This window comes from Rathayibacter sp. VKM Ac-2928, from assembly GCF_022815545.1.
GTDB classification, from domain to species: Bacteria; Actinomycetota; Actinomycetes; order Actinomycetales; family Microbacteriaceae; genus Rathayibacter; species Rathayibacter festucae.
The window spans coordinates 123,505-144,681 of record NZ_JALGRU010000003.1 but is presented as its reverse complement, the minus strand read 5'-3'; the positions used below and the strand labels follow the sequence as shown (position 1 = coordinate 144,681).

Genomic DNA, 21,177 nt, shown 5'->3' with positions numbered 1-21,177 from the left:
AATGATTGTTCTTACATAACTACAGTCGGGCTCGGCTCCGAGCAGTGCTGCCGGGTCGGAGAGAGAGCATCATGACGATTCCGCCCGTGGATCCCGCACGCATCGCCGTGCAGATCGACCCCGACGGAGCCTTCGCCGACGTCCGAGGCTCGGGCGTCCGCGTCCACCTCGTCGAGACCGGCTCCGGCGGTCTGCGGGTCGAGGTCGGAGCCGTCGCCGCCGTCTCGCGGGTGCGGCTGCGCTGGGCCGCGGCGATCCCCGAGGACTGCCTGGTGCTCGGGGACGCGTGGGAGCGCTCCTACGGCGAGCTCGAGTGGCGCGGCGTCCGCGCCGAGCGGATCCTGCCCTGGACGGCCCTCGTGCACCACCCGCGCACGGGCACGACCGACGGCTGGGGCGTCGAGGTGGGCGGCGCCTCGCTCGCCTTCTGGCAGGTCGACCGGCGCGGAGTCACCCTGACGCTCGACCTGCGCAGCGGCGGTGCGGCGGTCGTCCCCGGCGACCGCGTGCTCACCGCGGCGATCGTGCACGTCGTCTCCGGCGGTCAGGGGGCGCTCGCCGTCCAGCGGTCGCTCCTCCGCCGGCTCTGCCCGCAGCCGCTCACGACGGGCGGACCCCTGGTCGGCGCGAACAACTGGTACTACGCCTACGGACGCGACTTCGGCCTCGCCGCCGTCGTCCGCGACGCGCGCACGATCGCGGACCTCGTCGGCGACCACGCGGTGCGCCCGTTCGGAGTCGTCGACGACGGCTGGAGCTCCGCCGGGACCGCCGACGGCCTCGCGGCCTCACCGGGTCCCTGGCGGGCGGGTCGCCCGGACCGCTTCCCCGACATGGCCGAGGCGGCGGAGGCCGTCCGCGCCGAGGGCGTGCGGCCGGGCGTCTGGTTCCGGCCGCTGCTGACGCGGGAGGAGTCGATCGAGGGGATCCGCGCCGGGCGGGACGGGGCCCTCGCCCTCGATCCCAGCTCGCCCGCCGTGCTCGAGCTCGTCGCGGAGGACACGGCGCGCCTCGGCGGCTGGGGCTTCGAGCTGATCAAGCACGACTTCTCGACCTACGACCTCCTCGGCTCGTGGGGTCCGGACTTCGGTGCGGCGCCCGGCTCCGGGCCCGCGCTGCACGACCCCTCCGTCACCACGGCCGAGGCGCTCGTGCGCTTCTACGCGACGGTGCGCGCGGCCGCCGGCGAGGCGCTGGTGCTGGGCTGCAACGTCGTCGGGCACCTCGCCGCCGGGCTCGTGCACGCCCAGCGGGTCGGCGACGACACGTCGGGCCTGCACTGGGACCGCACCCGCCGCGTCGGCGTCAACGCGCTGGCGTTCCGCCTCGCCCAGCACGACGCGTTCTTCACCCTCGACGCGGACTGCGTGCCCAGCACGACCGCCACCGACTGGGCGCTGAACCGCCGGTTCCTCGACCTCATCGCCCGCAGCGGGACCGCGCTCTTCGTCTCCGTCGATCCCGCGACGCGGACCGACGCCGTCGACGCCGACCTCGCGCAGGCGCTGCGGCTGGCGCTGGACGGCGGCACGCCCGGGGGAGTCGCTCCGCTGGACTGGCTGCACTCGCCGACGCCGTCGCGGTGGTCGGCGGGCGACGACGTCCTCGAGTACGACTGGGTCGGCCTAGGAGGTGCCGACGCCTTCGAGCCGTTCCTCGCCGGGAGTCCGGACCCGGCACTCTGAGCGGGGGCGGGCACGGCGCCCGCCCCCGCTCCGTGCGTCAGACCCGCGCCGACGCCGGGAGCGGCTCGCCGACCGCGACCGGCGCGTCGCCGTGGTCGGGGATGGGCAGTCGTGCCCCGTTCTGCCGGGCGGACTCCATCGCGACGAGCCCCGGCAGGGTGTAGCGGGCGGCGACCCAGGCGTTCACGGTCGGCAGCGTGCCGGTGGAGACGGCGCGGACGAAGTCGTCCACCAGGAAGTGGTGCGAGCCCTCGTGGCCGTTCGGCGCGCCCTCGAGCTCGCCGGGGAGGCGTGCGGCCTCCTCCTCGTGCACCGGTGCGTGGCCGCTGACGAAGGCGGCGCGCAGGGCGGGGGAGACGTTCTCGAGGCGCGGGTCGTCGTCCGCCATCGTCGCGGTCGTCGCGAGCTGCTCGGTCACGTCCTCGACGCCCTCGCCGGTCTGCCAGACGCTCGTCTGCACGAGCTGCTCGAAGACGCCGGTGGTGCCGAAGAAGCGGAAGCGGCTCTCGCGGAGGAAGGACGGGTAGCCGACCCGGCGGAACTCGTTGATGCGCATCGAGCCGCCGCCGTCGAGCTCGAACAGCGCGGTCATGTTCGAGAAGTCGTTGCCGAACATGCTGACGTCGGTGTCGAAGACCCCGTCGTCGAGGTGGTCGCGCATGCCCGTGCAGCTCACGCTGGTCGCGTGCATCGGCACGGCTCCCAGCACGCCGCCGATGGAGTGGGTCGGGTACCACATCGGCGGGTAGCTGGCGGTCGACTTCCAATCGTCGCCGCCGCTGTAGCGGTAGGCGTCGTAGAAGCCGTGGTCCATGTCGTGGAGGTAGTCGCCCTCGAGGTAGAAGACGCGGCCGAAGGCGCCCTCCTCGTGCTTGCGCCGCGCGAAGACCGTGGCCGGGTTGTACTGGCTGGTCTCGCCCATCATGTAGGTCAGGCCGGTCGCCGAGACCAGCTCGATGATCTCCGCGATCTCGTCGGCGTCGCTCGCCATCGGGACGGCGGAGTAGACGTGCTTCCCCGCGCGCAGCGCCCGGGCGACCAGGGGTCCGTGGGTCCAGCGCTGCGTGAACAGGGCGACCGCGTCGACCGCCGGATCGGCGAGCATCGCCTCGAAGCTCTCGTGCGTCCCGGCCAGTCCCTCCGACTCGACGAGCGTCTCCGCGCGGCCGTCGAGGACATCGGTCACGGTGATCGCGCCGACTCCGGGATGGCGGTGGAAGAGATCGGCGAAGTGGCGGCTGAACTGGCCGGCGCCGACGATTCCGAGGGTGAAGGTCATGATTTCTCCTTAGAGCCGACGACGATCGGTGGCGCGGCGACCCAGTTCAGCACGCGGGTTTACTCGTGTCAATAATGCGGAACACGAGAAGACACAAGGGCGCGGAGCGTCGCAGGAGCGGAGCCGCGCAGGAGCGGCCCGCGTCTAGGTCAGGTACTCGACGTCGTCGTACTGCACCGCGTCGTCCGGCTCGAACTCGTCGACCGGCACGTCCTCGTGCTCGAGGATGACGGCGACGCCGGGGGAGACGAGCACGCAGACCTCGCGGTCGCCGGCGACGGTGAAGCTCACCATGCCGCCGCGCTCGCGGACGGCCTCGACGAGCTTCTTCTCCAGCTCCTCGGTGTCGAAGGAGAGGGCGAGCAGGAAGCGGCGACCGTCGATGCTGAGGCTGGTGCGCCGGGTCGTGGGAGCAGGCGTCGGCCCGCGCCGATCGGAGCCGGGGGTGACGGCGCGCACGCGCATCGGGGAGGCGTGCATCCGGATCACGGAGTTCATTCGGGATCCGGCCGGGACTCGTGGTGGCGGAGACCGTGCGAGCGACGGTCCTCCTTCATCTCGGACTCGAAGAGGTGGCGGCGACCGGCGGCGAGCTCGTCGCGCGCGGCGCGCTCCTGCTCGCGGAAGGCGGCGTAGTAGCCGTCGTCGTAGTCCTCGACGATCTGGAACGTCCAGCGGCCCTCGATGACGTTCCGGCCGACCAGCTCCTTCTCCAGAGTGTCGGCCAGCGCGTCGCGCCCCGCCTCGCGGAAGGCGTCGACCGCCTCGCCGAGCGCGAGGTCTGCGGCGCCGGTCAGCCGGTGGAAGCCGTAGAGGAGCCCGCGCGCGTGCTCGACGGTCTCGAGCGCCTCGGAGAGCTTGCCCAGCGCAGCGACGGTGGCGTCGTCGAGACCGTCCGGACGCAGGTGCGCGGAATCGGGGTGGTCGTGTGAGCTGGTCATCTCCGAGAGCTTAGGCCGACCGTATTCCGCTGTGACCCCCTTGCGCCGCCGGCCGGAACCGGTCGTCCCGCGGCTGAGCGGTCTCGAAGGCGGGCGTTCAAACGCGGCGGATCGGCGCGAAGCCGTCGGTCTTTCCGGGGTCGTGGAAGTCGCGGATCAGGCGCGCGACCAGGCCCGGCTTCTCCACGATCACGCCGTGGCTGGCGCGCGGGACGACGGCCAGCTCGGCGTCCGGGATCGCGTCGTACATCGCCAGGACGTGCTCGAAGCGGATCTCGTCGTCGTCGCCGAAGAGGAGGAGCGTCGGCACTGCGAGGCCGCGCAGGTCCGCGGTGGTGAGCTCCGGCTCGGCGGCGTGCAGCGCGTCGAGCTTCGCGACGACGACGTCCCAGTGCGCGGCGCCGTCGGGCGACACCTCGGCGTAGCTCTCCCTCAGGAACTCGGGGGCCTCGCCGTCGAGCACGCCGGGCAGCCAGCCGTCGCGGTGGAAGACGCCGGAGGAGAAGACCAGGCTCGCCACGAGGTCGGGGCGGCGGAGGGCGACGTGCAGGGCGGCGATCGCGCCGTCGCTGTGGCCGAGGAGGTGCACGGGGACGCCGGGCAGCGACTCGATCAGGGCGATCGTGTCGCGCGCCATCGCGGCGAAGCTCAGGGGAGCGTCGGTGTCGGCCGTGCGGCCGTGGCCGCGCTGATCGGGCAGGTGCAGCGTGTAGTCGCTCCGCAGCTCCGCCACCAGCGGCTCGAGGGACCGCGAGTCGGTGCCGCCCGGGTGCAGCAGGACGAGGGCGGGGCCGTCGCCGATCCGGCGGCCGGCGAGCGGTACGGCGTCCTCGATCATGCGGCGAGCGTAGCCCTGCGCTCGCGGGTCGGGAAGGCGCGTCCTCAGCGGGCGGGGACGCGCACCGGGAGCGCGACGAGGCGCACGTCGCGCAGCTCGCCGTCCTCGGCGACCGCGGTGAGGTAGGTGCAGGCCGGCTGGCGGCGGCGGTCGGTCGGCGAGCCGGGGTTGAGCAGCCGCATCCCGGCCGCGGTCCGCGAGTCCCAGGGGATGTGGCTGTGGCCGAAGACGAGCAGGTCGGCGCCGGCGTGGGCGGCGTCGGCGCGCGCCTCCCGGCCCGCCGCGGGGCCGGTCTCGTGCACGACGCGGACGTCGAGCCCCGCGATCTCCGCGCGGGCGACCTCGGGGAGGCGCGCCCGGAGCCCGGCGGGATCGTTGTTGCCCCAGACGCCGAGCAGACGCGCGGCGCGGGACTCGAGGGCGTCGAGCGCCGCCTCGTCCACCCAGTCGCCGGCGTGCACGACCAGGTCGGCCTCGTCCACCGCCCGCCAGACCTCGTCGGGCAGCGCCTTCGCGCGCTTGGGGAGGTGGGTGTCGGCGAGCAGCAGCAGCCGCACCGGGCCGTCGAGCCGCAGCATCGGCGCCACGGGTCGCCCGTCCGGCATCAGAGCGCGGGGCCGGGGGTCGGCTCCACCCCGCCGTCGGCGCCGGGCTCCTCGGCCGTCGCGGAGTCGCGGAGGCGGGCGTCGAGGGCGTCGAGCGCGGGGACGAACCAGAGGTGGTCGCCGCGGTTCGACTCGACGACGAAGTCGTGCAGGGTGCTCGAGGCCGAGACCTGCTCGGTGATGTCGCCGACGACCACGAGGCGCTTGCCGTACATCACGAAGCGCTGGACGAACTCGCCGGCGATGCCGGAGCGGAGCCGGAAGAACTCCGGATCGAGGCGGCCGACCGGGACGACGATCGTCTCGGCGTCGCTGCCGTAGATCTCGCCGATGACCGCGAGCGCGTCCTCCGAGCTGGAGAGGGCGGGCCCGTCGTCGTCGACGAGGAGGAGGGGGACGCCCTGGCGGGTCTCGGTGCGCATGGACCCAGCCAACCACGTCGCTCCGCGCACGTCACTCCGCGCGGAACGAGCGCAGCCGCAGGCTGTTCAAGACCACGAAGACGCTCGAGAACGCCATCGCGGCCCCCGCGACCAGCGGGCCGAGCAGGCCGGCCATCGCGAGCGGGATCGCCGCCACGTTGTAGGCGAAGGCCCAGAACAGGTTGCCCCGGATGACGCCCAGGGTCCGCCGGCCGAGCCGGAGCGCGTCGGGCACGCGGGCGAGGTCGTCGCCGACCAGGGTGACGTCGCTCGCCTCGATCGCCGCGTCGGAGCCGGCGCCCATCGCGATGCCGAGGTCTGCGGCGGCGAGGGCGGCCGCGTCGTTCACGCCGTCGCCGACGAAGGCGACCGTGCGGCCCTCGGAGCGCAGCCGCTCGATCACCGCGAGCTTCTCCTCCGGCAGCACCTCGGCGATCACCTCGTCGAGGCCGACCGCAGCGGCGACGGCCGTGGCCGCGCGCGGATTGTCGCCGGTCAGCATCAGCACGCGCATCCCGCGGGAGCGCAGCGACGCGACGGTGCGCGCCGCCTCGGGCCGCGGCTCGTCGCGGAGGACGGCGAAGCCGCGCAGCTCGCCGTCCCAGCCGATCCCGACGACGGTTCCGCCGTCGGCCGCGGCCTGCTCGGCGCGGGCGGCGAGGTCGCCGGGTGCGTAGCCCCACTGCTCGTCGAGCCAGCGCAGGCGCCCGGCGACGACGAGACGGCCGTCGATCCTCGCGCGGACTCCGAAGCCGGCGCTCGCGCGGAACCCGGTCGCCTCGGGGACGGTCAGCCCGCGCTCCTCCGCGCCGCGCACGATCGCGGCGGCGAGGGGGTGCTCGGACCCGCGCTCGACGGACGCGAGCAGGCGGAGGGACTCGTCGTCGCTGGCTGCCGCGACGGTGAAGGCGCCGGTGGTCAGCGTGCCGGTCTTGTCGAGGACGACGGTGTCGACGCGGCGGCTCGTCTCGAGCACCTCGGGTCCGCGGATCAGGATGCCCAGCTGCGAGCCGCGGCCCGTGCCGACGAGAACGGCGGTCGGTGTGGCGAGGCCGAGCGCGCAGGGGCAGGCGACGATCAGCACGGCGACGGCGGGCGAGACGGCGGCGGCGAGGTCGGCGCCGGCGAGCAGCCAGCCGACGAGGGTCGCCAGCGCGAGCACGACGACGACCGGCACGAACACGGCGGAGACGCGGTCGGCGAGGCGCTGCACCCGCGCCTTGCCGGCCTGCGCCTGCGAGACGAGGCGCCCCATCCGGGCCAGGGTCGTGTCGGAGCCGACGCGGTCGACCCGGACGGTGAGCACGCCGTGCGCGTTGAGGACGCCGCCGGTGACGACGGAGCCGGGCCCGACCTCGACGGGGACGCTCTCGCCGGTCAGCAGGCTCGCGTCGACGGCGCTCGAGCCGTCGAGGACGGTGCCGTCGGCGGCGACGACCTCGCCGGGTCGCACGCGCAGGCGGTCGCCGACCGCGAGGGCCGCGGCGGGGACGCGCTCCTCGGTGCCGTCGGCGGCGACGCGGGTCGCCTCCTTCGCGCCGAGCCTCAGCAGCGCGCGGAGGGCGGCACCGGCGTCGCGCTTGGAGCGGGCCTCGAGCCAGCGGCCGGCCAGCACCAGCACGGGGACCGCGGCGGCGACCTCGAGGTAGATCTCGTCGTGCCCGGAGCGGGTGCCGAGCAGCTCGAACGGCATGCTCATCCCGGGCCGGCCGGCGTCGCCGAGGAAGAGGGCGTAGAGCGACCAGGCGAAGGCGGCGGTGGTGCCGAGGCTGATCAGGGTGTCCATCGTGGTCGTGCCGTGCCGCAGTGCCCGCCAGGCGGTGCGGTGGAAGGGCCAGGCACCCCAGACGGCGACGGGCGCGGCGAGGGTGAGGCAGAGCCACTGCCAGTTCGCGAACTGCAGCGCGGGGATCATCGACAGCAGCACGACCGGCGCGGCCAGCAGGGCCGAGACCGTGAGGCGGGTGCGCAGGACGTGGCGCTCGGCCTCGGCGGCCTCCTCCTCGCGGGAGGGGGCGCCGTCGTCCGTGCCGTCGTCCGCGACGGGCGTCGCTCCGGAGACCGTGGCCGTGTAGCCGGCGGCCTCGACCGCGGCGATCGCGTCGGCGGCCGTGGTGCCCTCGGGCAGCGCGAGCGTGGCGCGCTCCAGGGCGAGGTTGACGCTCGCGCGGACGCCGGGGAGCGCGTCCAGGCGGCGCTCGACCTTGGCGACGCAGGACGCGCAGGTCATCCCGCCGATCGCGAGCTCGAGCTCGGCGGGTGTCTCCGTGCGGCCGGTCGGGGCGGCGTCGGCCATCTCTGCGTCGGCCGTCTCAGGCCAGGGGCGCGAGGCGGTACCCGGCGTCGGCGACGGCGGCCGCGATCTCCTCGCGGCCGAGCGGACGGGAGGAGCCGACGGTGACGGTGGAGACGCCGTCGGGGAGGAGGGAGATGTCGATGCTGTCGACCTCGGGGTAGGCGGCGAGCTCCTCGGTGACGCTGCGGACGCAGTGCTCGCACGTCATCCCGGCGACGCCGAAGCTCTGCACCGAGGCGCCGCCCGCGGCGGAGCCGTGACCGGATGCGTGTGCGGAGTCGTGACCGCCGCAGGCGCAGGCGCCGCCCGACCCGCAGCCGCCCCCGGACCCGCCCGCGGCTCCCTTGGCGGTGAGTCCGAGATCGAGGTGCGCGGTCATGCTGTTCTCCTTGCGTGGGGCGGGGGGCCCGGCGGAAGGATACCCCCCGGGGGTACTCCCATCGTAAGCCCGTCCGCGCTCGCGGGCAAGGCGGAGGCGGAAGGCGGGAGAATCGACGGAGGAGCGCCGCGGTCCCGAGTGCTCCGGGGGAGGGGACATGGCCGCCGCACCGACGCCCGACTGGGGCGCCCCGCCGCCGCACGCCTCCGCGCAGCCGCTGCCCTCCGATCCACTGCCCCCGCGGCGCCGCTTCGAGCCGACCGCGCTGATCACCTCTCCGGCCGAGGCCCGCCGGGCGCGAGGCGCGCTCGCCGCGCAGCTGCGCCAGACGTCCCCGGCGAACCGGCGGCGGCTGGCCGAGTTCGCGGCGGTCGCCGACGGGGTCGCGCTGCTGCGCGGCCGCGAGTTCGACCGGGCGCTGCGGCGGATCGGGGCCCCGGCCGCCGCCGTCGCTCCGGACGCCACGGGCGTCGTCACCCTCGGCGCGGACGGACCGGCGCTCGCCGGGGAGCGTGCCGACGCCCTGGCGATCGCGGACTGGAGCGACGTCCTCTCGGTCGAGGTCGGCACGGTCGCGCACGGCGCCTTCCGCGTCCGGGCCGTCGTGCTCGCCGTGCTGGCGGCGCGACCGGAGCGGGGCGCCGCCGCGGGTCAGGGCTTCCGCGGCCTGGTGTCCGACGCGGCCCGCGCCTCCGCGGCCGCCCTCGCCGCGCGGGCGCGCCGCCGCGTCCTGGTGCCGCTCGTGGTCGCCTCCCCGGGGCCGCTCGGCTGGACCGTCGCCGACGACCGCACCTTCCTCCTCGCCCTCGACCGGGTGCGCCGCGCGCACGGCGCCCGATGAGGTCGCGGCTGCCGTTCGCGCTCGCCGCGATCGCCGCGCTCGCACTCGGGCTCGCCCTGCGCTTCCTCCTGGCCGGCCTGCTCGCCGACCTCGCCGGCAGCGTCCTCTACGTCGTGCTCGTCGCCCTGCTGGTCTGCGTGCTGCTGCCGCGGATCCCGGCGGTGACCGCCGCGGGGATCGCCCTCGCCTGGTCGATCGCGATGGAGCAGCTCCAGGCGATCGGAGCGGCCGCCCGACTGGTCGAGCTGTGGCCGCCGCTGCGGCTCGTCGTCGGCAGCACCTTCTCCTGGCTGGACATCGCCGCGTACGTGCTCGGCGCGGTGGTCGCCGCCGCCGTGCTGATCGCGGTGGCGCCGCGCGGTCGCTTCGAGCGCGAGGAGCCGGGGCGGGACGAGCCGGGCCGCGGGGAGCCGGGGGAGCTCCGCCCGTAGGGTGGGCCCATGCACGAGGCGACACCGGCACTGCCCCCCGCGAACGACCGGGCGCACGCGGACGACCGGGCGCACGACACCCGCCGCGACCGCCGCACGCCGGAGCCCGTCGACCGCTTCGCCACCGGCGAGGAGTTCCCGGAGTACCGGGTCGACCTCGAGCGCATCCGCTTCTCGCCCTACTTCGCCCGGCTCTCCGCGGTGACGCAGGTGATCTCGCCCTCCGGCGTCGGCCAAGTCGTGCACAACCGGCTGACGCACTCGATCAAGGTCACCGCCGTCGCCCGCGCGATCGCGATGCAGCTGACCACCACCGACACCGCTCAGCGCGAGCTGGTCGAGCGCCTCGGCGGCTGCGACCCGGTCGTCGTGCAGGCGGCGGCCAGCGCGCACGACCTCGGCCACCCGCCGTTCGGGCACCTCGGCGAGCAGGCGCTCGACCGCCTCGCACGCGAGAAGCTCGGCCTCGAGGAGGGCTTCGAGGGCAACGCGCAGTCGTTCCGGATCCTCTCCGAGCTCGACGTCTGCGAGACGGTCGAGGCGGGGCTGAACCTCACCGCCGCCTCGCGCGCCGCGGTCCTCAAGTACCCGTGGGGCCGCACCGTCTGCCGGCCGGACCTCGAGACCGCCGACCCGACCGAGCTGCCGCGCGGCTCGACCGCGAGCCGCTGGGAGACCGCGCCGCCCAAGTTCTCGGCCTACACCCTCGACCTCGACGACCTGCTCGACTCCCGCACCGGCTTCACCGCGATCGCGCCCTGGCAGCAGACGCTGGAGTGCTCGGTGATGGACGTGGCCGACGACATCGCCTACTCGCTGCACGACCTCGACGACTTCTACCGCGCAGGCGTGCTGCAGCAGGCGGCCGTCGCCGTGGAGTTCCGCGCGTTCCTCCGCGAGCAGAACGCGCTGGCCGCCCTCGACGCCGACGAGCTGTGGGCGCGGGCGCCCGGCCACTCGCTGGAGATGCTGCGGCGCCGGCTGGTGGCTCGCGACCCGTGGATCGCCAGCGACGAGCACTTCCGCTCCTCCGTCGAGCGGGTCTCGGCCGAGCTGGTGGAGGGCCTGCTCGCCGTCCCCTTCGACGGCTCCACCCGCACCGAGCGGGCGATCGAGTCCTTCGTCTCCTCCTGGATCGGCCGGCTGCAGCGCTCGGTGCTCGTGCTCGCCGAGCCGAACGTGCGCTCGGGGCACCTGACGCTGCTCCCCGATGCCTGGCACGACGTCGCCGTTCTGAAGTTCGTGCACACCCGCTTCGTCATCGACCGGCCGGACTTCGCGACCTACCAGCGCGGTCAATCGCAGGTGCTCGGGACGCTGGTCACCCACCTCGACGCCTGGCTCGACGATCCGCGCGACGGCCCGCGCGCCCCGCAGAAGCTGCTCGACCTGATCGAGCTGGCGACCGACGGCTACTTCCGCCTCCGCGCCGACCGCCCCGAGTGGCTGCCGGCCGGCGAGCGTGGCCGCCCGCGCGTCGATGCGGAGTCGCTCCAGCGCCTCGGCCGGGCCCGCGGCGTCGTCGACTACGTGGCGACCCTCACCGACGAGCAGGCGATGGCGCTCGCCGCCCGCCTCCGTGGCGACCGCGAGCCCTGGGCGATGGGCACCTGAGGCGGCACGCGCTGCCCGCGGCTGTCGTCCGCACCTCCCTCCCTGCTCGCCTCCGCCCGCACCTCCGCTGCATCTCCGGCTCGCGAAACCGGCTCCGGCTCGCGAAACCAGCGGACTCCGACGAGCCGAGGCGGTTTCCGCGAGCCGAAGCTCGGCCGCCTGGAACTCCGCCGCCACCTCCGGCACGTGGTTCCGGCCTCGGCTCGCGGGATCCGCCTGTTCCGGCGAGCCCAAGCTGTTTCCGCGAGCCGAACGTCGGTGACCCGGGCCTCCGGCTCGCACTTTCGGTCACGGCTCGTGGGATCCGCCAGTTCCGACGCGCCGAGGCGGTTTTCGCGAGCCGAATGTCGGCGACCCGGACCTCCGGCTCGTGATTCCGGCCTCGGCTCGCGAAACACGGCTGTTCCGGCGAGCCGAGGCTGATATCGCGAGCCGAACGTCGGTGGCCCGGACCTCCGGCTCGCGGTTTCGGCTACGGCTCGTCGGATCCGCCTGTTTCGGCGAGCCGGAGCAGTTTCCGCGAGCCGGAGCTCGGCGGCCGTCACGTCCGGCTCGCGATCTCAGGTCCGGCTCATAAAATCCGGCTGCTCCTGCGAGCCGAAGCCGTTTCCGCGAGCCGGAGGTGCGACGAGCGCCGGGTGGTTGACACCGGAGGGTCGCCTGTGGCCACCCCGGAGGACACCGTCGAGAACGCGCGCGATTCCGCGCCAGAGCGCGCAGAAGGCCCCCGGAGTGTGCATGTCGCCGCCGTCCAGCCCGCGTCCAGCAAGCGTCGGGTGAACGACAGCGTAAAATCACGGGGGCACATGCCGAGATCGACAACTCGATAGGGAGTTCCGTTGGACGGAAACGCAACGACCACGCACCGCAACGTCGCATTGCTGTCCGTCGCAACCACGATGGCCCCCCGGGTGACCACGTCGGAAGAGATCGACGCGCGACTGGCGCCGGCGCTGAAGCGGCTGCGACTCCCCACCGGACTCCTCCAGCGCGTCGCCGGCGTGCAGGAGCGCCGCAACTGGGGCCCCGAGCAGGGCTTCGACGGCGCCGCGATCGAGGCGGGCAAGCGCGCCCTGGCCGAGGCCGGCATCCGGCCCGACCAGATCGGGCTGATCATCAACACCTCGGTCACCCGCAAGCACCTCGAGCCCTCGGTCGCCGTGCGCCTGCACCACGGGCTCGGCCTGCCGTCCTCCGCGATCAACTTCGACATCGCGAACGCCTGCCTCGGCTTCGTCAACGGCATGACGCTCGCGGCCCAGCTGATCGACTCCGGCCAGATCAAGTACGCGATGATCATCGACGGCGAGGACGCCGACGAGATCCAGGTCAACACGATCGAGCGCCTCAGCCGCGAGGGCATCAAGCGCAAGGACTTCATGAGCGAGTTCGCGAGCCTGACCCTCGGGTCCGGCGCCGCGGCCGCCATCCTCGGCCCGGCCGACGAGCACCCCAAGGGCCACCGGATCCTCGGCGGCATCACCCGCGCGGCCACCCAGTTCAACGAGCTCTGCGTCGGCAGCGTCGACGGGATGTTCACCGACGCGAAGGCGCTGCTCAAGGGCGGCATGGAGCTCGTCGTCTCCGCCTGGAAGGAGGCGAAGCGCGACTGGAGCTGGGGCGGGATGGACCGCTACATCATGCATCAGGTGTCGGACGTGCACACCAACGCCTTCGTGAAGGCCGTCGGCATCGACCCCGAGCTGGTGCCCACCACCTACCCGACCCTCGGCAACGTCGGCCCCGCGTCGATCCCGATCACCCTCGCGCAGGAGTCGAAGACCCTCGAGCCGGGCCACCGCGTCCTGCTGCTGGGCGTCGGCTCCGGCATCAACACCGCGATGCTCGAGATCGCCTGGTGAGCGCCGCCGCCGGCCGGCACCCGGCCGCCAGGATGCGCCGCGCACTCGGCTCGACCTCGGCGGCGGAGCTGCCGCCGGCGGGACTGGACGGCCTCGATCCGTCCTGGTCGCGCCTCGTCGACGCGCCCGATGCGCACGGCGTCCCGCGCCGCTGGCACCTGCTCGACACGCACGAGGCGCTGGGCGGCGTCGAGCCGCTCGGCACGATCCTCTGCGTGCACGGCAACCCGACCTGGTCCTACCTCTGGCGCGCCCTCGCCGCCGCCACCGTCGGGGCCGCCCGCCGCGGCGAGCCGGCCTGGCGCGTCGTCGCCGTCGACCAGCTCGAGATGGGCTTCTCCGAGCGCACCGGCGAGCTGCACGCCCTCGCCGACCGCGTGCGCGAGCTCTCGAACCTCACCGACGTGCTCGGCCTGACCGACGTCGTCACCCTCGGCCACGACTGGGGCGGAGTCGTCTCGCTCGGCTGGGCGGTCGACCACCCCGAGCTCCTGCGCGGCACGATGCTGCTCAACACGGCGATCCACCAGCCGGCCGACGCGCCGATCCCCGCGCCGCTGCGGCTCGCGCTCGCCTCCGGCGTCCTCGGCGCCTCGACCGTCGGCACGCCCGCGTTCCTCGAGACGACGCTCGCTCTCGGGCACCCGGCGATCCCGGCCGCCGTCAAGGCCGGCTACCGCGCCCCCTACCGCTCGGCGGAGCGACGGGGCGGGGTCGGCGGGTTCGTCGCCGACATCCCGGTCGGCCCCGCGCACCCGAGCCACGCCGAGCTGGAGCGGATCGCAGCGGGCGTCCGCGCGCTGGAGACGCCCGCGCTGCTGCTCTGGGGCCCGCTGGACCCGATCTTCTCGGACCGCTACCTCGACGACCTCGTCGACCGCCTCCCGCACGCGCAGGTGCACCGCTTCGAGGGCACCGGCCACCTGCTCGCGGAGGACGTCGACTACTCCGCCGCGGTGCTGACCTGGCTCGGCGACGTCGCCGCCGGCGTCCAGGCGCCCGACGTGCACCGCCCGACCGTGCCGATCGAGCCGCTCTGGCGGCACCTCGACGAGCGCGTCGAGGACGACTCGCTCGCGCTGGTCGAGATGGCGCCGCCCGGCGGAGGCGGACCGCGCTCCGTGTCCTGGCGGCTGCTCTCGCAGCGGGTCCGCGAGCTGGCCGCGGGGCTCCGCGCCTCGGGCGTCGCCCCGGGCGACCGCGTCTCGCTGCTCGTGCCGCCCGGCGCCGATCTCACCGCCCTGCTCTACGCCTGCCTCCGGATCGGGGCCGTCGTGGTCGTCGCCGACGCGGGCCTGGGCCTGCGCGGGCTGACCCGCGCCGTCCGCGGCGCCTGGCCGGACCTCGTCGTCGGCGCGCTGCCGGGGCTCGCCGTCGCCCGCGCGCTCGGCTGGCCGGGCGGCCGAGTCTCGACGCAGACCCTGCCGCGCGCCTCCGCCCGCACGCTCGGCGTCGACACCTCGCTCGGGCAGCTGATCGAGCTCGGCCGCGCGGAGCTCGACGCCTCCGCCGACGCGCTCGGCGAGGCGCCCGCGGCCGACGCGACCGCCGCGATCCTCTTCACCTCCGGCTCGACCGGCCCCGCGAAGGGCGTCGTCTACACGCATCGCCAGCTCGCCGGGGTCCGCGACGCCCTGGCGCGCCAGTACGGCATCGGACCGGGCACCGGACTCGTCGCCGGCTTCGCGCCGTTCGCCCTGCTCGGCCCGGCACTCGGCACCCGCTCGGCGACGCCGGACATGGACGTCACCTCGCCGCGGACGCTCACCACGCGCGCCGTGGCCGCGGCGGCGGCGCGCGTCGACGCGACCGTCCTCTTCCTCTCGCCCGCCGCGCTCGCCAACGTCGTCGCCACCGCGGGCGACCTCGACGCCGACGATCACCGCGCGCTCGCCGGCGTCCGCACCTTCCTCTCGGCCGGAGCCCCCGTCGCCGAGGGGCTGCTCGGGCAGGCCCAGGCGCTGATGCCGAACGCCTCGGCCCGCACGCCCTACGGGATGACGGAGGGCCTGCTGCTGACCGACGCGTCGCTCGAGGGCATCCGCGCGGCCGCCGCGGACGACGATCCGCGCGGGGGAGTCTGCGTCGGCGTCCCGGCCGCGGGCGTGCGCCTCCGGATCGCTCCGCTCGACGACGACGGGCAGGCCGCTCCCGAGCCGGCCGAGCTGGTCGGCGTCACGGGCGAGATCGTCGTCTCGGCCGGGCACGTCGAGGACCACTACGAGCGGCTCTGGCTCACCGACCGCGCCGCGCGCCGCGGCGCCGTCCCGGGCGAGCGCTGGCACCGCACCGGCGACGTCGGCCGGATCGACGCCGACGGCCGGCTCTGGGTCGAGGGCCGGCTGCCGCACGTGATCGTCACCGCCGAGGGCGTCGTCACGCCCGTCGGGCCGGAGCAGCGGATCGAGGCGCGCGTCGCCGCGGTCTCCCGCGCCGCGATCGTCGGCGTCGGGCCCCGCGGAGTCGCGCAACTGGTCGCCGTCGTCGAGCGGCACGAGGGTGCCCGCCGCACGCAGCTCGCGTCCGAGGAGCTCGCCGCCGAGGTCCGCGCGGCCGTCGGTGCACCGGTCGCGGCCGTGCTCGTCGTGCCGGCGCTGCCGACCGACATCCGGCACAACTCCAAGATCGACCGGGCCGCGCTCGCGCGCTGGGCGGAGTCGATCCTCGCCGGCGGCCGGATGGTCGCGCCGTGAGGGTCCTCGTCACCGGGGCGAGCGGGCTGCTCGGCGGCGCCGTCGCGGCGGGGCTCGTCGCGGCGGGGCACGAGGTCCGCACGTTCCAGCGCCGTCCCTCGGGAGTGAGCGGGGTGGAGGACGTCCGCGGCTCGCTGGCCGACTCGGGCGCCGTCGAGGCCGCGGTCGAGGGCTGCGAGGGCGTGGTGCACCTCGCAGCGAAAGTGTCGCTCACGGGCGATCCCGCCGACTTCGTCCGGGTGAACGTCGACGGGACCCGGGATCTGCTGGCGGCCGCAGCTCGCGCAGGCGTCCGGAGCTTCGTCCAGGTGTCGTCGCCGTCGGTCGCGCACTCCGGCGCCTCGATCATCGGCGAGGGCGCCGAGCCCGCCGATCCCGAGCGCGCCCGCGGCGACTACGCCCGCACCAAGGCGCGGGCCGAGCTGCTCGCGCTGGCCGCGGATGCGCCGGGCTTCGCCGTGGTCGCGGTCCGCCCGCACCTGGTCTGGGGGCCGGGCGACACGCAGCTCGTGGCGCGCATCGTCGAGCGCGCCCGCACCGGCCGGCTGCCGCTGCTCGGCGACGGCCAGGCGCTCATCGACTCCACCTACATCGACAACGCCGCCTCGGCGATCGTCGCCGCGCTCGGGCGGGCGGAGGCGGTGCACGGCCGCGCGTACGTCGTCACCAACGGCGAGCCCCGGCCGGTCGCCGAGCTGCTCGCCGGGATCTGCCGCGCCGCCGGCGTGCAGCCGCCGAGCTGGTCGGTGCCCGCGGGCGTCGCGCGCGCCGCCGGCTCGCTCGTCGAGCGCGTCTGGGCGGTGCGCCCGGGCGAGGACGAGCCGCCGATGACGCGCTTCCTCGCCGAGCAGCTCTCGACCGCGCACTGGTTCGACCAGCGCGCGACCCGCGCCGACCTCCAGTGGACGCCCGCGGTGACCCTCGACGAGGGCCTCGCCCGCCTGGCCGCCTCCTACCGCTGACACGACGAACGCCCCCCGCGCGAGTGCGCGAGGGGCGTCCGTCGTCACGCCTGCTGGTGGAGCGGCCCGCTCCGCGGGCGTGCCTTCATGCTGATCGCTTCCATGTCGATCGAGTAGCCCGCGCAGCGGGCGTATCGAGATCCACCACCGCTAGAAGTCGAGTCTGCAGACCCGCCCTTCTGACAACGCCGGGTCTCGATACGCCCCTGCGGGGCTACTCGACCAGCATGAGACGGGCCTGCTCGACCCGCAGTGGTTGCCGCCACCGCAGGACCGCGCCCCCTTCCTGCTGATCGAGTAGCCCGCTCCGCGGGCGTATCGAGATCCACCGGCGGCAGAGCCTCGTCAGTCGGCGAGGATCAGGTACAGCGCGCGGCGGGTCTCGTCGAGCTTCGCGGAGGCGGCGGCGCGCTGCGCCTCCGAGGCCCCGCGGAACTGCTGGACGACGCCCATCAGCTTGCCGATGTTCTCGACGAACTCGCGGTCCGCGTCGCTCGCTCCGGGAGTGGCCTCCCAGGCGGCGGCGAGCTCGTCGGCGTGCTCGCGCACGTAGGTGCCGCCCGCGTCGGTGAGCTGGTACTCGGTGCCGCGGCCCTCGCCGACGGCCGTGATGAGGCCCTCGTCGACGAGCTGCTGGAGCGTGGGGTAGACCGAGCCGGGGCTGGGGCGCCACGAGCCGTTGGTCTTCTCGGCGATCGCCTTGATCAGGCCGTAGCCGTTCGAGGACTTCTCGGCGAGGAGGGAGAGCAGGGCGGCGCGGACGTCGCCGCGACGGGCCCGTCCTCCGCCGCGGCCGAAGCCGGGGCCGCCGAAGCCGGGGCCGCCGAAGCCGCCGAAGCCCGGGCCGAAGCCGAAGCCGGGACCGAAGCCGCGGCCGTGTCCGCCGGGGCCGCGGCGCTCGCGGCGGCCGGGCTGGTCGTGGCCGCCGCGGCCGTGGTCGTGGTCGCCGTGCGAGCGGTCGAAGCGGTCGCTGTGGTCGTGGAAGGAGTTCCTGGTGTTCATGGTGTCTCTTCTCGTGTCTGGGGATTCCTCTCGAAATCCGTCTCGCCCGTCGGAGCGAGTGCTCACGATCTGTCGGCGATGTAGTAACGATATATCGGCGACTGTCACTCGTCAAGCACGGGTTTCGAACTACGCTCGAGGGACCCCCACCGGAAGGCCCCTCCGCATGCCGCTGTCCGCCGCCGCGCTCGCCGCGCTCCTCGACGAGTCACTCCTCACCGGCGCCGTCCTCACCGGCCGCGCGAGCAACCTCGGCAACCTCCGCCGCCTGGCCGCCCGCGAGCCCGCCCACCTCTACGGCGTCGACGTCGCCGAGCACTGGGACGTCGAGAGCCTGCTCGCGCTGATGGGGCAGCGGGTCGGCATCAGCACCGACCCCGCGTTCGAGCACGGCCAGGACCGGATCGACGCCGCGCTCACCGTCGCCGCGCTCGACGCCTATCGCGACCGCTTCGCCCGCGCCGTGCGCGAGGGCGCGCTGATCCTCTTCGCCACCGCGCACCCTGCGACCCTGCTGGACGTCTACCGCCGGCTCGCCGCGGCCGCGACGGCGGCGGGCGCCCGCGTGATCGACGTGAACGCCCTCCCGTTCGCCCGCCCCGACGGCATCCGAGTCGCCCTGGCCGACGAGCACCAGCGCCTCTGGTGCACGGGCGGCGTCACCTGCGCCTACCGCGGCGGCAGCCTCCAGCACACCCACTCGGCCGAGCCGATGAACGCCCTCCTCGACGAGCTCGAGGCGCTCGGCATCCGCCCCGACCTCGTCGTCGCCGACCACGGCTGGGCCGGGGCGGCCGGGCGGCGCGGTCTGCCGACGATCGCGATCGCCGACTGCAACGACCCCGCCGTCTTCGTCGCCGAAGCGCAGGGCTCGATCGAGGTGGTCGTCCCGATCGACGACGGTCTCGCCGTGCACCTCTACGAGCCGGTGATCGCCTACCTCCTGGACGGCCTCGACGCCACCTCCGAGCCCGCTCGGACCTCCGGCTCGTAGACTCGTCCAATGCTCGTCGGGATCCTGTGATCCGGCGAGCCGTGCGCGTTCCCGCGAGCCCGAGGTCAGCCCTCGCCACCACTTCCCAGACGGAGCATCCGTGACCCAGCCCCAGGACGGCCTCCTCCCGCGCTTCGCCGTCGGCGTCGACATCGGCGGCACCTCGATCAAGGCCTCCCTCGTCGACGTGACCACCGGCGAGCGCGCCGCCCGCCGCTTCGCCGTCGCGAACCCCGTCGGCAAGGAGCCCGAGGACTTCGCCGCGGCCATCGCCGGCATCGTCCGCGACGTCTCGCCGATCGCCGGCACGCCCGTCGGCGTGGGCTTTCCCGGCATCGTCCGCGGCGGCATCGTGCGGCAGACCACCCACGTCTCGCAGCGCTGGGTCGGGATCGACGCGCAGGCGCTGCTGTCCGAGGCGACCGGCGTCGACGTCGTCGTCGTCAACGACGCGGACGCAGCCGGCGTCGCCGAGCGCGAGTTCGGCGCGATGCGCGACCGCGAGGGCCTCTGCCTGCTCACCACGCTCGGCACCGGGATCGGCACCGCGCTGGTCTACGAGGGCGAGGTCATCCCCAACTCCGAGCTCGGCCACGTGCACATCGACGGCCCCGACTTCGAGCCGCGCGTCGGCTTCTCCGCCGTCCGCCGCGAGGGCATCACCCTCGAGGAGTGGGCGGGCCGCCTCAACGTCTACTACCGGCACCTCGAGATGCTGCTCTCGCCGCAGCTCTTCGTGATCGGCGGAGCCGCGGCGCACGTCTTCGACGAGTTCGCCCGCTTCCTCGACCTCGGCACCGAGATCGTCTCCGCCCGCTTCGGCAACGACGCCGGCTTCACCGGCGCCGCCATGGTCGCCGTCTCGCCCGACCGCCTCGCCCCCTGGTACCGCTCCACCCGCGGCGCCCACTTCGACCCGGGCACCCCGGCCATCGCCGACTGACCGCCTGCGGAGCCGCGGAGCGGCGCCCCTATGTTGGTCGAGTAGCCGCATCGCGGCGTATCGAGACCCGCCCACCGCGCGACGCCGGATCTCGATACGCCCTCTGCGAGGGCTACTCGATCAGCATGGTGCGCACGCCCTCTGCGAGGGCTGCTCGATCAGCATGTCGGCGTCAGCGCCCCCGCAGCAGCCCGCGGTACAGCGCGTCCAGGCGCGCCGCCGCGGCCGCCCAGGTGTGGGCCGCCGCCCACTGCACGCCGCCGCGGCCGAGGCGCGCGCGCTCGGCGTCGTCGGCGAGCAGCCGGCGGATCTCCGCCGCCCACACCGCCGGGTCGCCGGAGTCGATCAGCACGCCGCTCTCGCCGTCGCGCACCGCGTCGACCAGCCCGGTCGTCCGCCGGGCGAGCACCGGCGTCGCACTCGCCGCCGCCTCGAGCGCGATCAGCCCGAACGTCTCCGCCGCCGACGGAACCAGCGCGAGCCGCGCCCCCCGCAGCAGCGCCGCCGCCGTCTCCCGGTCGGCCACGCCCTCGAAGCGCACCCACTCGTCCACCCCGAGCTCCCGCGCCGCAGCGCGCACCTCCTCCAGGTACCCCTCGCGTCCCGGCGCCGGCCCGCCCGCCAGCCGCAGCAGCGGCCGCTCGCCCACCGGGATCCGCGCCAGCGCCTGCACCGCCAGCAGCTGCCCCTTCAGCGGCTGCACCCGCCCGAGCAGCACGATCTCCCGCGCGCGCTCGCCGTCACCCGGCGAGAACCGCGCATCCACCCCCGGCGGCACGACCAGCACGCGCGCCGGATCCACCCCGTATCCGTCCACGACGTCCGACCGCTCCGACGCCCCCGCGACCACCACCGCGTCCGCCGAGCCCAGGACCGAGCGCTCGGCGCGGATCCGCTCCTCCGGCTCCCGCACGTCGCCCGGCACCAGCCGCACGTTCTTCGCCAGCGAGTTCGAGTGCATCGAGTGCACGTGCGGAGCGCCGGTCAGCGCCCCCGCCAGCCCCGACACCCAGTAGTGCGAGTGCACGACGTCCGCACCCTCGGCGGCCTCGGCGAACGCCGGCGCGGAGGCGGCCAGCGCGTACTTGTCCGCCGCCTCGACCGGCACGCCGACCACCGAGACCCCCGGCGCGAGCCGCCGCACGCCCTCGCCGCGGGTGAGCACGGTGACCTCCCAGCCGAGCGCCGCGAGCTCGGGCAGCACCCCGGCGAGGTACACGTTCATCCCGCCGGCATCGCCGGTCGAGGGCTGCTCGAGGGGCGAGGTGTGCGCCGAGACGATCGACAGGCGGGGCATCCGTCCATCGTAGGAGCGGGCGCGGAGGGCGCGGATCCCGCTCCGCGGCTCCCGGCGCCTCCGGAATCGGGTTGAATGGACGGATGCGCTCCG

19 protein-coding genes are annotated in these 21,177 nt (G+C 74.9%); 9 read left to right on the top strand and 10 right to left on the bottom strand.

What is annotated here, in order from left to right; all coding sequences use genetic code 11:
• Positions 1–86 precede the first annotated feature (86 nt).
• Positions 87–1,685 carry a hypothetical protein gene (locus MT350_RS12180; protein WP_243615987.1) on the top strand — a complete coding sequence of 533 codons (1,599 nt, stop codon included), beginning with the start codon at positions 87–89 and terminating at the stop codon, positions 1,683–1,685.
• 37 nt (positions 1,686–1,722) lie between these two features.
• On the opposite strand, the gene MT350_RS12175 is transcribed toward MT350_RS12180, so the two are convergent.
• From MT350_RS12175 to MT350_RS12140, 8 genes are all read right to left on the bottom strand, one after another.
• A complete protein-coding gene (locus MT350_RS12175; RefSeq protein ID WP_243598269.1) occupies positions 1,723–2,964 on the bottom strand; it encodes a Gfo/Idh/MocA family protein in 1,242 nt (413 codons plus the stop codon).
• Positions 2,965–3,108: 144 nt separating this feature from the next.
• The gene (locus MT350_RS12170) at positions 3,109–3,462 is read right to left on the bottom strand and encodes a hypothetical protein (RefSeq protein WP_123736736.1); all 354 of its coding nucleotides are present in this window, start codon (positions 3,460–3,462) and stop codon (positions 3,109–3,111) included.
• Positions 3,459–3,905: a hypothetical protein gene (locus tag MT350_RS12165; RefSeq protein WP_123705394.1), complete on the bottom strand. Its 447-nt coding sequence runs from the start codon at positions 3,903–3,905 to the stop codon at positions 3,459–3,461. The genes MT350_RS12170 and MT350_RS12165 overlap by 4 nt, the downstream gene beginning before the upstream one ends.
• Before the next feature lie 97 nt (positions 3,906–4,002).
• The gene (locus tag MT350_RS12160; RefSeq protein ID WP_243615986.1) at positions 4,003–4,743 is read right to left on the bottom strand and encodes an alpha/beta fold hydrolase; all 741 of its coding nucleotides are present in this window, start codon (positions 4,741–4,743) and stop codon (positions 4,003–4,005) included.
• Positions 4,744–4,787: 44 nt separating this feature from the next.
• Positions 4,788–5,321: a metallophosphoesterase gene (locus MT350_RS12155; RefSeq protein WP_243616209.1), complete on the bottom strand. Its 534-nt coding sequence runs from the start codon at positions 5,319–5,321 to the stop codon at positions 4,788–4,790.
• A 26-nt stretch (positions 5,322–5,347) separates the two neighbouring features.
• Positions 5,348–5,770: a DUF4180 domain-containing protein gene (locus MT350_RS12150; protein ID WP_243615985.1), complete on the bottom strand. Its 423-nt coding sequence runs from the start codon at positions 5,768–5,770 to the stop codon at positions 5,348–5,350.
• 31 nt (positions 5,771–5,801) lie between these two features.
• Positions 5,802–8,066, bottom strand: a complete 2,265-nt coding sequence (locus tag MT350_RS12145) for a cation-translocating P-type ATPase (RefSeq protein WP_243615984.1) — start codon at positions 8,064–8,066, stop codon at positions 5,802–5,804.
• A 16-nt stretch (positions 8,067–8,082) separates the two neighbouring features.
• A complete protein-coding gene (locus MT350_RS12140; protein WP_127887462.1) occupies positions 8,083–8,445 on the bottom strand; it encodes a heavy-metal-associated domain-containing protein in 363 nt (120 codons plus the stop codon).
• A gap of 157 nt (positions 8,446–8,602) precedes the next feature.
• Between MT350_RS12140 and MT350_RS12135 the strand changes: the two genes are divergently transcribed.
• From MT350_RS12135 to MT350_RS12110, 6 genes are all read left to right on the top strand, one after another.
• A complete protein-coding gene (locus tag MT350_RS12135; protein ID WP_243615983.1) occupies positions 8,603–9,286 on the top strand; it encodes a hypothetical protein in 684 nt (227 codons plus the stop codon).
• A complete protein-coding gene (locus tag MT350_RS12130) occupies positions 9,283–9,717 on the top strand; it encodes a DUF2809 domain-containing protein (protein ID WP_243615982.1) in 435 nt (144 codons plus the stop codon). Before MT350_RS12135 ends, MT350_RS12130 begins: the two co-directional genes overlap by 4 nt.
• Before the next feature lie 9 nt (positions 9,718–9,726).
• Positions 9,727–11,331: a deoxyguanosinetriphosphate triphosphohydrolase family protein gene (locus MT350_RS12125; protein WP_123446646.1), complete on the top strand. Its 1,605-nt coding sequence runs from the start codon at positions 9,727–9,729 to the stop codon at positions 11,329–11,331.
• Positions 11,332–12,230: 899 nt separating this feature from the next.
• Complete coding sequence (locus MT350_RS12120; RefSeq protein WP_372487889.1) at positions 12,231–13,193, top strand: 3-oxoacyl-ACP synthase III; 963 nt, start codon at positions 12,231–12,233, stop codon at positions 13,191–13,193.
• Positions 13,194–13,225: 32 nt separating this feature from the next.
• Positions 13,226–15,886: an alpha/beta fold hydrolase gene (locus MT350_RS12115; RefSeq protein WP_243598695.1), complete on the top strand. Its 2,661-nt coding sequence runs from the start codon at positions 13,226–13,228 to the stop codon at positions 15,884–15,886.
• Positions 15,883–16,848 (top strand): NAD(P)-dependent oxidoreductase, encoded by a 966-nt coding sequence (locus MT350_RS12110; protein WP_243615981.1) that lies wholly within the window; start codon positions 15,883–15,885, stop codon positions 16,846–16,848. Before MT350_RS12115 ends, MT350_RS12110 begins: the two co-directional genes overlap by 4 nt.
• 345 nt (positions 16,849–17,193) lie before the next feature.
• On the opposite strand, the gene MT350_RS12105 is transcribed toward MT350_RS12110, so the two are convergent.
• Positions 17,194–17,850, bottom strand: coding sequence for a PadR family transcriptional regulator (locus tag MT350_RS12105; RefSeq protein WP_243615980.1), 657 nt, complete (start codon positions 17,848–17,850; stop codon positions 17,194–17,196).
• Between the two features lie 166 nt (positions 17,851–18,016).
• Here MT350_RS12105 and MT350_RS12100 point away from each other — a divergent pair, with 166 nt between their 5' ends.
• The gene (locus tag MT350_RS12100) at positions 18,017–18,844 is read left to right on the top strand and encodes a phosphatase (protein WP_243615979.1); all 828 of its coding nucleotides are present in this window, start codon (positions 18,017–18,019) and stop codon (positions 18,842–18,844) included.
• 100 nt (positions 18,845–18,944) lie between these two features.
• Complete coding sequence (locus MT350_RS12095) at positions 18,945–19,787, top strand: ROK family protein (protein WP_123446641.1); 843 nt, start codon at positions 18,945–18,947, stop codon at positions 19,785–19,787.
• 172 nt (positions 19,788–19,959) lie between these two features.
• Here the strand turns inward: MT350_RS12095 and MT350_RS12090 are convergent, their stop codons facing one another.
• The gene (locus tag MT350_RS12090; protein ID WP_243615978.1) at positions 19,960–21,084 is read right to left on the bottom strand and encodes a glycosyltransferase; all 1,125 of its coding nucleotides are present in this window, start codon (positions 21,082–21,084) and stop codon (positions 19,960–19,962) included.
• Positions 21,085–21,177: the final 93 nt, after the last annotated feature.

What these genes read in the sequence shown, in the direction of transcription:
- MT350_RS12175 (WP_243598269.1), bottom strand. Translation starts at nt 2,964, where the DNA reads ATGACCTTCACCCTCGGAATCGTCGGCGCCGGCCAGTTCAGCCGCCAC.
- MT350_RS12170 (WP_123736736.1), bottom strand. Translation starts at nt 3,462, where the DNA reads ATGAACTCCGTGATCCGGATGCACGCCTCCCCGATGCGCGTGCGCGCC.
- MT350_RS12165 (WP_123705394.1), bottom strand. Translation starts at nt 3,905, where the DNA reads ATGACCAGCTCACACGACCACCCCGATTCCGCGCACCTGCGTCCGGAC.
- MT350_RS12160 (WP_243615986.1), bottom strand. Translation starts at nt 4,743, where the DNA reads ATGATCGAGGACGCCGTACCGCTCGCCGGCCGCCGGATCGGCGACGGC.
- MT350_RS12155 (WP_243616209.1), bottom strand. Translation starts at nt 5,321, where the DNA reads ATGCTGCGGCTCGACGGCCCGGTGCGGCTGCTGCTGCTCGCCGACACC.
- MT350_RS12150 (WP_243615985.1), bottom strand. Translation starts at nt 5,770, where the DNA reads ATGCGCACCGAGACCCGCCAGGGCGTCCCCCTCCTCCTCGTCGACGAC.
- MT350_RS12145 (WP_243615984.1), bottom strand. Translation starts at nt 8,066, where the DNA reads ATGGCCGACGCCGCCCCGACCGGCCGCACGGAGACACCCGCCGAGCTC.
- MT350_RS12140 (WP_127887462.1), bottom strand. Translation starts at nt 8,445, where the DNA reads ATGACCGCGCACCTCGATCTCGGACTCACCGCCAAGGGAGCCGCGGGC.
- MT350_RS12135 (WP_243615983.1), top strand. Translation starts at nt 8,603, where the DNA reads ATGGCCGCCGCACCGACGCCCGACTGGGGCGCCCCGCCGCCGCACGCC.
- MT350_RS12130 (WP_243615982.1), top strand. Translation starts at nt 9,283, where the DNA reads ATGAGGTCGCGGCTGCCGTTCGCGCTCGCCGCGATCGCCGCGCTCGCA.
- MT350_RS12125 (WP_123446646.1), top strand. Translation starts at nt 9,727, where the DNA reads ATGCACGAGGCGACACCGGCACTGCCCCCCGCGAACGACCGGGCGCAC.
- MT350_RS12120 (WP_372487889.1), top strand. Translation starts at nt 12,231, where the DNA reads ATGGCCCCCCGGGTGACCACGTCGGAAGAGATCGACGCGCGACTGGCG.
- MT350_RS12115 (WP_243598695.1), top strand. Translation starts at nt 13,226, where the DNA reads ATGCGCCGCGCACTCGGCTCGACCTCGGCGGCGGAGCTGCCGCCGGCG.
- MT350_RS12105 (WP_243615980.1), bottom strand. Translation starts at nt 17,850, where the DNA reads ATGAACACCAGGAACTCCTTCCACGACCACAGCGACCGCTTCGACCGC.
- MT350_RS12100 (WP_243615979.1), top strand. Translation starts at nt 18,017, where the DNA reads ATGCCGCTGTCCGCCGCCGCGCTCGCCGCGCTCCTCGACGAGTCACTC.
- MT350_RS12090 (WP_243615978.1), bottom strand. Translation starts at nt 21,084, where the DNA reads ATGCCCCGCCTGTCGATCGTCTCGGCGCACACCTCGCCCCTCGAGCAG.